12 protein-coding genes are annotated in these 12129 nt (G+C 43.7%); 7 read left to right on the forward strand and 5 right to left on the reverse strand.

Annotation, left to right across the window (positions count from 1 at the left end; genetic code table 11):
* Positions 1 to 390: 390 nt before the first annotated feature.
* Complete coding sequence (locus EKQ44_RS21195; RefSeq protein ID WP_237665489.1) at positions 391 to 1119, reverse strand: TspO/MBR family protein; 729 nt, start codon at positions 1117 to 1119, stop codon at positions 391 to 393.
* A gap of 187 nt (positions 1120 to 1306) precedes the next feature.
* On the opposite strand from EKQ44_RS21195, the gene EKQ44_RS21200 reads away from it, so the two are divergent.
* From EKQ44_RS21200 to EKQ44_RS21210, 3 genes are all read left to right on the forward strand, one after another.
* A complete protein-coding gene (locus EKQ44_RS21200) occupies positions 1307 to 2635 on the forward strand; it encodes a polysaccharide biosynthesis protein (RefSeq protein ID WP_237665490.1) in 1329 nt (442 codons plus the stop codon).
* A gap of 275 nt (positions 2636 to 2910) precedes the next feature.
* Complete coding sequence (locus EKQ44_RS21205; RefSeq protein ID WP_237665491.1) at positions 2911 to 3765, forward strand: YitT family protein; 855 nt, start codon at positions 2911 to 2913, stop codon at positions 3763 to 3765.
* 135 nt (positions 3766 to 3900) lie between these two features.
* A complete protein-coding gene (locus EKQ44_RS21210; RefSeq protein ID WP_237665492.1) occupies positions 3901 to 4992 on the forward strand; it encodes a nitric oxide synthase oxygenase in 1092 nt (363 codons plus the stop codon).
* A gap of 512 nt (positions 4993 to 5504) precedes the next feature.
* Here the strand turns inward: EKQ44_RS21210 and mreBH are convergent.
* A complete protein-coding gene (gene mreBH / locus EKQ44_RS21215; protein ID WP_237665493.1) occupies positions 5505 to 6512 on the reverse strand; it encodes a rod-share determining protein MreBH in 1008 nt (335 codons plus the stop codon).
* 214 nt (positions 6513 to 6726) lie between these two features.
* On the opposite strand from mreBH, the gene EKQ44_RS21220 reads away from it, so the two are divergent.
* Positions 6727 to 7299, forward strand: coding sequence for a hypothetical protein (locus tag EKQ44_RS21220; protein WP_237665494.1), 573 nt, complete (start codon positions 6727 to 6729; stop codon positions 7297 to 7299).
* A gap of 36 nt (positions 7300 to 7335) precedes the next feature.
* Here the strand turns inward: EKQ44_RS21220 and EKQ44_RS21225 are convergent, their stop codons facing one another.
* Positions 7336 to 7995 (reverse strand): class F sortase, encoded by a 660-nt coding sequence (locus EKQ44_RS21225; RefSeq protein ID WP_237665495.1) that lies wholly within the window; start codon positions 7993 to 7995, stop codon positions 7336 to 7338.
* A complete protein-coding gene (locus tag EKQ44_RS21230) occupies positions 7979 to 8779 on the reverse strand; it encodes a DUF4397 domain-containing protein (protein WP_237665496.1) in 801 nt (266 codons plus the stop codon). The genes EKQ44_RS21225 and EKQ44_RS21230 overlap by 17 nt, the downstream gene beginning before the upstream one ends.
* Before the next feature lie 341 nt (positions 8780 to 9120).
* On the opposite strand from EKQ44_RS21230, the gene EKQ44_RS21235 reads away from it, so the two are divergent.
* Positions 9121 to 9438 (forward strand): hypothetical protein, encoded by a 318-nt coding sequence (locus EKQ44_RS21235; RefSeq protein WP_237665497.1) that lies wholly within the window; start codon positions 9121 to 9123, stop codon positions 9436 to 9438.
* 182 nt (positions 9439 to 9620) lie between these two features.
* The gene (locus EKQ44_RS21240; RefSeq protein WP_237665498.1) at positions 9621 to 10070 is read left to right on the forward strand and encodes an NUDIX domain-containing protein; all 450 of its coding nucleotides are present in this window, start codon (positions 9621 to 9623) and stop codon (positions 10068 to 10070) included.
* A gap of 118 nt (positions 10071 to 10188) precedes the next feature.
* Here EKQ44_RS21240 and EKQ44_RS21245 read toward each other — a convergent pair whose 3' ends face one another.
* The gene (locus EKQ44_RS21245) at positions 10189 to 11487 is read right to left on the reverse strand and encodes an NCS2 family permease (protein WP_237665499.1); all 1299 of its coding nucleotides are present in this window, start codon (positions 11485 to 11487) and stop codon (positions 10189 to 10191) included.
* 209 nt (positions 11488 to 11696) lie between these two features.
* Between EKQ44_RS21245 and EKQ44_RS21250 the strand changes: the two genes are divergently transcribed.
* The gene (locus EKQ44_RS21250) at positions 11697 to 12065 is read left to right on the forward strand and encodes a DnaJ family domain-containing protein (protein ID WP_237665500.1); all 369 of its coding nucleotides are present in this window, start codon (positions 11697 to 11699) and stop codon (positions 12063 to 12065) included.
* Positions 12066 to 12129: the final 64 nt, after the last annotated feature.

A 12129-nucleotide genomic window follows, 5' to 3' on the forward strand; every position in this document is an offset into this window, starting at 1 on the left:
CGGAAAGATTGTCCTCATAGGGGCTGTATGACGCCCGGGGGCAACGAAAAAGCGGAAAGATTGTCCTCATAGGGGCTGTATGACGCCCGGATGCAATGAAAAAGCGGAAAGATTGTCCTCATAGGGGCTGTATGACGCCCGGATGCAATGAAAAAGCGGAAAGATTGTCCTCATAGGGGCTGTATGAAGCCCGGGGGCAACGAAAAAGCGGAAAGATTGTCCTCATAGGGGCTGTATGACGCCCGGGAGCAAAGGAAAAGCGGAAAGATTGTCCTTATACGGGCCGTACTGATGCCTGAGCTTACAAAACGCAGGAAACATTGGCCTCAGAGAACTCTGATGCATACTCACCAAGCCCAAGCCAATGTTTCCCACTCCTTTCACAACAAATTACTCTTTCTTAACGATTTTCCCTCCAAGCAACGCCATCACCAAAATCACAGCAGCCAACGCATATGCAACATAGGCGACATTGCTATAATCCGCCATGTTCTTTACACCAATTCCGATGAATGCCCAAACAAACACAAGTGGGTAGACCCAGTCATCCTGAGAGATCCGGAACCAGACAGCTAACAGTGTTGCTACCACCAGCATGATGATGGTCCATGTTACATCTGACAGGCCAAAGCCGTCCCAGCCTTTTTCCACCAACACATAACTGATATTAGCGATAGTGGCAACGCTGATCCAGCCAAGATAAATGGAAAAGGTCGCAAAATCCAGTTTGCCAGGGTTTGATGCTCGCATTTTTACATAAAGTGCAATGAGCGTCAGCAATAAACTGATCATGACCACGACCGTCGTCACCCAGAAACCGTAATGCCACAGCACCACCCATGAACTATTTAAAAGACAGCTTAGAACAAATAGTCCACTTGTTTGGACATAGATAGGCAAGTCTCTGCGTGATTTGGGGAACTGGCGAATGATCCAGATTCCAAGCAATAAATATATCAGGCTCCAAATCGAAAACACATAACCAGCTGGTTGAAAAAGTACGGTGATTCGGTTTGCGATGTCGCCTGTCGTCAGACCGTTCAGCGGCAAGGCGTTGGCAAGATAGTTCACAATTAAAACCAGTATAAATGCAGCGATATTCAGCAAAAGCCTCCACATAAAAATCAGCTCCTTTCTTCCTTACTATTACTATTCCTTTCAGCAGAAGGACATAACCATCCTAGTGTGCAATAAGTAGAGAATAAGTAGAAGGTCACATGATAAACCAGCCATATTTACACAACTTGTCTCATAAAATAGGAAGTGGATTTCCTGAATGTGAGGGAGAGAGGGGACAATGATGGCTATGAATAAATTTTTTAAAGGGACATTACTCCTGGCAATCGCCGCCTTTTTAGGAGAGAGCATAGAATTCATCGTGAACATGGTTCTTGCCAAGAACCTTGGGGAAGAAGGGATGGGGTTATATATGTCCGTTCTGCCTGTCATCTTTCTCGTAGTAGTCATCTCGAGTCTTGAGTTGCCGATTTCCATATCCAAATTTGTGGCGGCCAAGGAGGAGAAATACCATCAGAGTATGCTACACCATGCCATGAAGCTGGCGATTGTTTTTACGATCATGGTGCTCATGGTGGCAGCGATTATCCTACCGTTCATCCCGGTATTTGAGCACTACCACCCACTTGTAAAATGGTTGATTCTCATCATGATTCCGGTCATCTCCTTTTCCTCCATTGCCAGGGGCTATTTCATGGGATTACAGCATATGGGGAAGATTGCGATCTCGAACTTCTTAAGAAAAGCCGTACAGTTGGGCCTGCTTGTCCTGGTTTATCATTTCTTTCATTTTTCGTTAGAGGTGTCCATACTGATAGCACTATGTACATTGGTAGCCACTGAGTTGATTGTCTGTTTTTATCTTCTCTATATGTACAGGCTTCAATATATAGAGCTGAAAACGAAAGCCGCTGCGCGCATGGATGGAAGAACGGTTAGAAAAAGTCTCTTGGAGGTGTCGATTCCAACTACAGGAATGCGCTTGTTCCATGCTGTGACAAATGCCATTCAGCCCTTTCTCATCAAGATAGCCCTTGTAAAGGCAGGACTCAGTCACACCATTGCGCTTGAAGAGTTTGGCCTGCTTGCGGGAGTGGCACTTACTATCGGATTTTTCCCGGGGTTCATCGCTCATTCTCTTTTGATTGTGCTTATTCCAACAGTTTCTGAGGCACATGCCAATCATGACTTTGCTAAAATGCAGAAGCTATTAAAACAAGTGATGATCATCACCTTCCTTTATGGCATTCCAATTGTTATGGTGTTCTATCACTTTGCAATCCCACTGACCAATATCTTTTTTGAACATTCCCATGCTGCATCCTATGTTCAGTTATTGTGGCCATTTTTTCTCTTTCATTTATTCGTCTCCCCATTACAGGCATATTTGATAGGGCTAGGATTAATTAAGGATGCTTTTTTACATTCCATTTGGTCAACCTGTATTTCCTTTCTTTTAATGTTTTTTCTCGGGTCCCTTCCAAACCTGCAGATGAACGGTGTTATCCTTGGCATGAATACAGGGATGGTTTTGCTGACCTTGATGCATTATTTGACCGTTTGCAATAAGATCAAGGTAACTCTATGGTTGAAAAAGACCGGCTCCCAGGCGGCGTAAGAAACGCGGAAAATTTTTCTGGAAAAGAGCTTTTTAAACAAACGTTTGTTTCACGTGAAAAAAATAGAGTGTCTTGATACGGTTTTAAAAGTTTTTATGAATAAATTAACGCCTAAAAAAGGTTTGTAGGATAACAATTTGTTCTCCTCGTCCTACCTTGAAAATGAATTAATCCGCTTTCAATTGTGCAACTTCTTGCTTATGTGTTTACATGCCTGTCCTAGGTCTTTATAATCCCAACTAGACTGTAAAAATCAAGAGGGAGGCTGACCGGTATGAACAAACACTTGAAAACACTTTTATTCTTGCACGTAGGTCCTCTTTTTGTTGCAATACATGTTCACTTTTTCCTATCACCAAATAGCTTGGCGACAGGGGGAGTAAGTGGACTTTCGATTATCTTGAACGATGTTTTTCCGATGCTATCTATTGGTGTGCTGATGCTAATAGTTAATATAGTTTTATTTTTTGTGGGCTTTTTACTGCTTGGATTTGGATTTGGAGCAAAAACGATCTATACGAGTGTCATGCTGTCTGTGATGGTATGGCTACTAGAGGCTTTTTTTCCAATCAGCGGGCCAATCAGTGACGATATCCTGATTCAGTTGATCATCGGGCAATGTATTGCGGCACTCGGCATGGCGCTTGTATTCAATCAGCGTGCATCCACAGGAGGAACCGATATTATTGCGTTAATTCTAAATAAATATTTTTCCGTGGATATGGGCCGTGGGGTATTATTAGCGGATATTTTCATCGCCCTTTCTTCCATCCTTGTATTCGGCCCAGAAGTTGGGATGTATGCGGTATTCGGTGTTATCTTGAACGGATTGGTCATTGATTATGTCCTTCAGCAAGTAAACGAAATGCGTGAAGTCGTGATCATCAGCAGGGAGACAGATAAGATTCGTTCCTATATTGTGGGACAATTGGGACGAGGTGCGACCATCCACTATGCAAGAGGTGCTTTTACCTCAGATGAAAAAGAAGTCATCACCACCATCCTGAACAAAAAGGATTTCTCTAAATTGAAAAAATTCATTGGTTCAACCGACGAGCAGGCATTCATAACCGTGCACAACATGAAAGAGATCTTAGGTCAGAACTTTAAACAATTGGTAACAAAGTGAGTGACAGGGACAGGTTCCTCGACCCAGTGGTGGTCGAAGGGTCTGTCCCTATTTATTACCAACACCTAAAACATTTCTTTTCCGAACCTAAAAAGTTTACAATGGTGGAAGGGAAATGTATATGAGGTGGACATAGTGTTAGAGACGAACGAAACTCTTTTCAATAAGGCACAAGAATTTATTCTGCAATGTTATCAGGAACTAGGAAAGCCTGAGGTCGAGGTGTCTCTCAGGATACAAACAATTAAAGATGAAATAGATCTTTACGGATATTACGAGCATACATACGAGGAACTGACACATGGAGCCAAGATGGCTTGGCGCAACAGCAACCGTTGTATTGGGAGACTTTTCTGGAATTCGCTTCATGTGATAGATCGACGGACCCTAGAGAAGGAGCAGGACATTGCGAACGCGCTTTTGCATCATATCGAATTTGCCACCAACCATGGAAAAATAAAGCCGACCATCACCATCTTTCGCCAGCAAAAAGAGGCGGGCAAGCAGATCAGGATCTGGAATCATCAGCTTCTTCGCTATGCGGGGTATGAAACGGAGTACGGGATAATCGGTGACCCGGCATCTATTGATTTTACAAGAAAGTGTGAGGAGCTTGGCTGGGAAGGCGCCCGCAGCCATTTTGATATTTTACCGTTGGTTGTGCAGGTAGATGGAGGGGAGCCGAAAATGTTTCCTATTCCAGAGAAAATCGTATTGGAGGTTCCCATCGTGCATCCTGACTTGCCTGCGTTCCGCGACCTTGGATTGAAATGGTATGGTACCCCGTTGATTTCCGATATGCGTCTGGAGATAGGGGGGATCCACTACACTGCCGCCCCATTCAATGGCTGGTATATGGAAACGGAAATTGGTGCCAGGAATTTTGCCGACACGGACAGGTACAATATGTTGCCAAAAGTTGCTTCCCTTATGGAGCTTGATACCAGCACAAATGCGACGATGTGGAAGGATAAGGCGCTGATTGAACTGAATCTAGCGGTGGTCCACTCCTTCAAGGAAAAGGGAGTTAGCATTGTCGATCACCATACGGCCGCAATGCAATTCAAGCACTTCGAGGAGCGGGAAGCGGAAAGCTGTCGTCATGTGACCGGTGAATGGGCCTGGCTGATTCCCCCGGTATCCCCGGCTGCCACGCACATTTTCCATAAGTCCTATGATAATAAGATCGTGTTGCCAAACTATTTTTACCAGGACCGGTTGTATTGAGTATTTGATGAGATATAGTGTAATGAAGAGTAGAAGGAGCCTTTCCCCTTGCCTTGATGTGGGGGAGAGGTTTTTTTATGTCTTCATGAGGTGGATGAGGACCTCAAGTGAAGCTTGAAAGGTGGGGAGAGGTCTTCATGAGGTGGATGAGGACCTCCGTGAAGCTGGAAAGGGTGGAGAGAGGTCTTCATGGGGTGGATGAGGACCTCAAGTGAAGCTTGAAAGGTGGGGAGAGGTCTTCATGAGGTGGATGAGGACCTCCGTGAAGCTGGAAAGGGTGGAGAGAGGTCTTCATGGGGTGGATGAGGACCTCCGTGATGCTGAAATGCAACGAGAGAAGTCTTCATGAAGCATATGAAGACCTCCGAATAGCTGCGAAGGATCAATAAACCAAACTTTTACCTGCCTCTAAAAAGACTAACAGTTTTGCTCTTTCTTCTAAACTCTCATCCATCAAAAAAACCGGGCCCTATCAATCAGGAGCCCGGTTCACATATTTAAGTAAATGAAAATCAAGTAGCAGCTTTCTGCAACTTATGAATGACAGTCAAGGACTTGCCAGTACCAATCGCAACAGACTCCAATGGGTTTGGAGCGACATATACAGGCACTACAATTTCATTGCTCAACCATTCTTGCATGCCGTTTAAGAGTGCTCCACCACCAGTGATGATAACCCCTCTGTCTACGATATCCCCACTTAGTTCCGGTGGGCAATCTTCCAATGTTGCACGGATTGCTTCTAGGATGTGAAGAAGGGATTCCTTGATCGCTTTTTGGATTTCGGTAGAGTGCAATTCAATCGTCTTTGGCAAACCGGTTACAAGGTCACGGCCACGGATTTCCATCGTAAGGTCTTCGTGGTCCACCAATGCATAACCGATTGTCATTTTGATTTGCTCTGCAGTACGCTCACCAATCAAGAGGTTGTAGTTTTTGCGTACGTGGTGCACGATATCGTCATCAAACTGGTCTCCACCCACGCGAATGGAGTTACAAGAAACCACGCCACCGTAAGAGATGATGGCAACTTCCGTTGTTCCACCGCCGATGTCGACTACCACGTTAGCCACAGGCTCGTCAACTGGTAGATCTGCACCGATTGCGGCCGCAACAGGTTCTTCGATCAAATGAACGTGCTTAGCTCCACAGTTTTTTACAGCGTCTTGAATCGCACGACGCTCAACAGACGTGGAGCCAGATGGTGTACATACAACCACACTTGGCTTACGAATGGAAAAGCCCATCGTTTTGCTTGCTTTTTTCATGATTTGTTTTAACATGCTTGTCGTGATGTCGAAATCTGCGATGACGCCATCTTTCAATGGTCGAACGGCCACGATTCTTCCCGGAGTTTTACCGATCATGTTCTTGGCTTCTTTACCAACAGCAAGCACAGCCTTTGTTTCTAAATCAATTGCTACTACGGACGGTTCATTGAACACAATCCCTTTACTTTTACTATAAACCAGCGTATTCGCTGTACCTAAGTCGATCCCAATTTCAGTTGTTGAAAACATAGTCAATCCACCCAATCATTTAGTTAGTTAGTTTAGGTCTCCTATATACGTTCTAAGAAGAATGTCGTTTTGTGGGGGTAAAAATACAAGAATAATATGGTAATATAAAAGAGAGGGACAGGGGAGCTTTCCTCACCATTTTAATTATTTTTATTAAATGGATTTTGTTGGTTGGTTATGTTATATTCTAGAAAAAAACGGGGAAACACGGCCTATGAATCACTCGAATGAAGATAAAGACTTAGAAGAATTGGAAGACGAGAGTTTTTGGGGGTTTAACTCCAAAACGGTTACTTTTTTCTTATGCATACTCACCTTAATCGTCGGAGTCATAACTGCCCTTAGCTTCTATGACGGAATACAGGTGAAAAAGCAGGAGAGGGTAGCGGTCTATATCCATGAAATGAACGAGCTTTTGAGAAAAAGTGAGCAATACTCGGATTCTATTAAAGATCGTTTGGAAAACGGAAGTGCTTCTGACTTTTCGGTGGAAGATGAACAGGAGTTCCGTGCGATTAGGATGGCTGCCGGTCAATTGAGTACGCCATCAGGATGGGAGGGGCATAAAGAAGCAGCTACCGACCTTATATCTGCAAGGTATATGTTCTTTTATCACCATTTTCATGGCTCGGGAATGGAGGAGGAAGAACTAGAAAAGACGTTGACCAATCTTGATAAGCTGGAAAATAAAGAGAAAGAAGTGTTGCTTTCTTCCTTTGAGTCTTCGGGGATCTCTTATCGGGAAACCGAGGATGGGAAAATCACTTTTTCTATTAAAACCTATTAAAAAACCTGAACTTCTCTTGTGTTGATCGAGAGAAATTCAGGTTTCTTTTAATTCCGAGTAGATGACAAGGCGCTCTTGATGATTGTTTGTTTTGCGGTCATAAAGCCCTGTGCAGGTAATCAGGTTCAACTGTCTGTTACTAGTCGGCCCAAAAATGGATCTTATCGGAGCGGCGTCATAAGGATAGGCTTCCTTTCGGGTGACCACAAAGGTCAAGGTCTCCTCCCCGTCCTCCACATGAATTTCATCGCCAACCTCCAACTCTTTCAAATCAAAAAAGATAGCAGGGCCTGTATAATCGTCAACATGAGCCGCCAAGACGGCATTTCCACGTGCGCCTGGCTTCGTACCAGGTTCAAACCATGCTACTGTTTCCCCATCTTCCGGAACCGCCATCGCACCAGTGTCCTCATTAAGGCCATAGGGTTTTACTTCTGCATCTACAGATATTGCAGGTATGGTAAGGCGGGTAGGAGTAATGTCTGTTACAGGCGATTTTTCTGGTTCTGCATCGGATTTGTTAACGGAAGGCTTACTTTCCTCTGTAAAAGAAGCAATTTCTTCCGCTGGAGCATTGGTGGACTCCGGCGGAAGATTGTTTGTTGCTACTTCTTGTATATTAGGTGTACAAGCTGTAAGAATTACTAATAGTGAACCTAGAATTGCTAGGAGTCGACTATTATTTTTGTGTCGCAAAGCGACGCACTCCAACTACTGCTGCTCCCACCACTAGAAGTCCAGCAATTAAAGCCCAAGAATTGATACCATTAGATTGGGATGCACCGCCCATACCTGTTTGAGGCATTTCACTTGGCATCATTGTATTGTCTTCTAAAAGTAGAATTTCAATGCTGTCTACAGTATTGATCGCGTACACGGAGTACACTTTATTTTCCTCAAGCATTGTACCAGATAGGTCTAAAACTTGATCTCCACCGTCCGCTGTTCGAACTTCCAAGTCATATGTTCCAGCGTCAAGTGTCATATAGTCTGTTACTGCCTTGAATTCAGCTCCTGAGAACACGTCATCTCCATCTATTAATCCAACATTTACTGCTGGAGCATCAGGTGAGAAGTGACCGACACGGATCTTTGATTGTCCTTCCGCAACCATGTTGTCATCTGTTGTTACGGAAAGTTCAAGGTTTTCTAGTGTATTGATTGCTGCCACTGTATAAGACATGCCAGCCTCCACTGTTAGGTCAGTAGCGATGACAGGGTCTGCCTCTCCCATTGTACCAGCTGCATAAATTTCCACTTCGTGCGTTCCTGCAGGTAGATTCATATAATCAGTCGCCGCTTTGAATTCTGCATTTTCCACTGTTGCTTCACCATTTACATAAACATCAACTGCCGGGGCATCAGGGGATGCGTGAATAATACGGACCATTGCGTGATCATCAGCACTTGCTAAGCTTCCTAATACTGAGAATGCCAGAATACTAGCGATACCTGCAATCAATAAACGTAACTTTTTCAATCAAATCTCTCCCTTTTGTATAATTTATGTACAGGTGATGTTCATCTCCTGTATAACTACTATATACCACGTTATCTCGAATTAAAACTAATAATGTGCTTTTGAATGTGCTTTTTGAAAATTAAAGATTGTTTTACATAAGGAAACTGCGGGTATTACAACTCTATAAACCTGAGGAGGCGATTAAGTATGGGAAAACTATTCCGTAGAGTGTTCATTGCCGTATTACCTATTTTGGTGAAAGAAGGCTTCAAATACTATAAAGAAAGAAAAAGCACATCCACAAACACTGACACGAAAAGTGCATAAGGGCTTGTGATTTTTGATGGGAGGGAATCCTCATGGAAAGGTATACCTATTATGTAACGATGGAAACAGGCCAGATACATCGGGAACCATTCGATGATCAGGTCAAATACTATGAAGTATTGGCTTCGGAACCTGAGATCCACGAGATTGAGAGGCTGTTTGAAGAGTTGCACAACACGGAATACAGCCCAGATGCCTATACGAGTCCACTTAATGAAAGGAAAACTCAGGAGCATCGGGATAAACAGCAGTTGATTCTTGATAAAATTTTTGTAGCCATTTATGAGTTGGGTACAGAACCAACAAAAGAGGAAATCCGTTCAATGAATGGATTGGACCAGCGTGTATAAGAGACGCTGGTTTTTTTATGGGGGTAACTTGGCAGATTGGTAGCTTCTGACCATGAATATGTACATTATGGAATATATTTTCTGGAGAAAAGACCTATTTTTATCTGGGGCTTTGTGTTTCCGTTGAAAGTAACGTGCGACCGCGTTAGACTAGGTAAAAAAGTAGTGTTAGGAGTATTCCTATGATGAATAAACAAAAACCGATTAGCATGTATCCTGCAGTGGCAGTGATCATCTTTGATGAACAGAAACGAATTTTATTACAAAAGAGAGCGGACGTGGGCTTATGGACCATTCCTGCCGGACATGTAGAGCCTGGTGAGACGGTGGAGGAAGCGGCTGTGCGCGAGGTGTATCAGGATACTGGATTGATCGTCGATCCTCATCGCCTGATTGGAGTCTACTCTGACCCTGAATCGCAAACCTTCGAATACCCGGATGGGCGCTTGGTGCAGTTTGTAACTTCCTATTTCGAGGCGGAGATCACAGGGGGAACCACCTCCAAGAAAGATCCCGCACTGATCGAGCTCGAATACTTTGCCCCAAACAAGCTGCCGCACGACCTCTTGCCTATGCACCCAAGATGGCTTGTGGATGCATTTTCTGATAGACGAGAGGCGTTTGTGCGGTAAAGTTGTAGCCTAACCATTTAGAGTTCAACATAAACCAAAAAAATCCTTGAGGGGTCTGACCCCCTCAAGGATTTTTTTTCATATATATCAATCAATCTCAAATTAATTCTTATAATCATCAATGCACATTTGTCAGAAACGTCAGGAAGAAGAGTGCCGCGATCACGTAGAGTGGTGCGGATACTTCTTTTGCTTTGCCTAGTACCAGTTTCATTAGGGGGTAGGCAATGAATCCGAATGCGATTCCGTCTGCGATAGAGTAAGAGAATGGGATCATTACAATTACTAGGAAAGCAGGGAATCCTTCTGATAGGTCTTGGAAGTCGATTTGTTTCACTGATTGTAGCATCAGTACACCAATGATGATCAAGATTGGCGCAATCGCACTGCCAGGAATTATTTTAATGAAGGGAATCGCAAACATGGAAAGCAAAAATAGGCTTCCTGTCGTTATTGCTGTCAAACCTGTTCTTCCGCCAGCGGCAATACCTGCTGCCGTTTCCACTGTTGAAACGGTAGGGCTGGTACCGAAAAATCCACTTGTTAAGATGGAAATTCCGTTTGCCTGGAAGGAACGTTTGAACTTTTCAGGGCGGTTGATCATTCCGAGGTGTCCGTTTATGAGCCCGATATTCTCAAACAGGAGAACCATCGTTAAAGAGAAGACAGCCACTAAAAACGTGAACTCTCCAATCTTTGCAAATGAAACGGCACCAAATAAGGAAAGATAGCTATCCAATGGTAAAGCACTTCCTCCACCAATATCAGAGAAGTTTACCACTCCCAAAGCAGCAGCGATAACCGTACCAGCAACAATACTAATCAAGAAGTTCGCTGGGACATTTCGCATAAACAAGGTTACGGCCAAAATCACAGTAAGGATCGAGGCAATCACATAAGGACTTGAAACATCTCCTAGTGATAGGAGAGAATTTTCTCCTTTAACGATCAGTCCGCCTTTTTCCAAACCGATCAGGGTCAAAAATAACCCCAAACCAACCGTAATCGCATGCTTTAAAGAGCTTGGAATCGCCTCGAGTAGCACTTGTGCAAGCTTTGTAAACGAAATAATCGTAACAATCACACCAGAAACCACTACGACGCCCAATGCTTCTTGCCAGGTTAATCCCATAGAGTGAACCAACGTATAGGTAAACATCGCGTTGATTCCCATACCCGGAACAAGGATGATCGGCGCATTCGCCCAAAATCCCATCAACCAGCAACCTACTACACAAGTAAGGATGGTGGCGATAATTCCAGCTTCAATCGGAATACCTGCTTCTGCAAGAATCGTTGCATTAACAGCAATAATGTACACAATGGTAAAGAACGAGATCATTCCGGCCATCATCTCACGCTTTAGAGTCGTCTCATGACCAGCCAGATCAAATGAATTCTTCATCCATTGAAGCATAATAAAACACCTTATTCAGTTTCCCTCTCCCACCCGGCCGCACAGGACCCACAAACAAATATTATAACGCGCAAATCTTCATCCGACAATAGAAAGTTAGTTGGTCAAATGAAGAGTTAGTATTTATTGGAATGTTCAGAAAAAGTACACACTCTTTTCTTTTGAAATGGGGTACACTAATAGTAACCATGAGGAAAAGGGTGAGCGCGGTGGACTTTTTTCGATTGACGGATGAGAAGATCAGAAAGGCCTATGAGGATGGGGAGTTCGAAAACCTGCCTGGTTATGGAAAGCGTCTGGAACTTGAGGACTTATCGAACGTCCCTCCGGAAATGAGAATGGCCTATAAAATGATGAAAAATGCCGGGATGATGGAAGAACAACAGGTGAGGACCGAGATTGAATACCTAGAAGACCTGATCCAAGGGGCGCACAGCGAGGTAGAGGAAGCTAGATTGGGCCAAAGGCTAACCGAAAAACAGCTTAGGCTTCAGCAAATCATCCAAAAAAAGAAAAAGGATGCCAATTCCGCTGTTTTCAAGGACTATTCAAACCAAATCATGAAAAGGTTTGATTGAATTATAGACTAAAGAACCGAGTCACCTAAGGAATCAGGTGTACTCGTTTTTTTTTTTTTTTTTT

Origin of the sequence: Sutcliffiella horikoshii (assembly GCF_021991925.1) — a bacterium.
Taxonomy (GTDB): Bacteria; Bacillota; Bacilli; order Bacillales; family Bacillaceae_I; genus Sutcliffiella_A; species Sutcliffiella_A horikoshii_F.

What these genes read in the sequence shown, in the direction of transcription:
- EKQ44_RS21200 (WP_237665490.1), top strand. Translation starts at nt 1,307, where the DNA reads ATGAATAAATTTTTTAAAGGGACATTACTCCTGGCAATCGCCGCCTTT.
- EKQ44_RS21220 (WP_237665494.1), top strand. Translation starts at nt 6,727, where the DNA reads ATGAATCACTCGAATGAAGATAAAGACTTAGAAGAATTGGAAGACGAG.
- mreBH (WP_237665493.1), bottom strand. Translation starts at nt 6,512, where the DNA reads ATGTTTTCAACAACTGAAATTGGGATCGACTTAGGTACAGCGAATACG.
- EKQ44_RS21240 (WP_237665498.1), top strand. Translation starts at nt 9,621, where the DNA reads ATGATGAATAAACAAAAACCGATTAGCATGTATCCTGCAGTGGCAGTG.
- EKQ44_RS21245 (WP_237665499.1), bottom strand. Translation starts at nt 11,487, where the DNA reads ATGCTTCAATGGATGAAGAATTCATTTGATCTGGCTGGTCATGAGACG.
- EKQ44_RS21195 (WP_237665489.1), bottom strand. Translation starts at nt 1,119, where the DNA reads ATGTGGAGGCTTTTGCTGAATATCGCTGCATTTATACTGGTTTTAATT.
- EKQ44_RS21205 (WP_237665491.1), top strand. Translation starts at nt 2,911, where the DNA reads ATGAACAAACACTTGAAAACACTTTTATTCTTGCACGTAGGTCCTCTT.
- EKQ44_RS21235 (WP_237665497.1), top strand. Translation starts at nt 9,121, where the DNA reads ATGGAAAGGTATACCTATTATGTAACGATGGAAACAGGCCAGATACAT.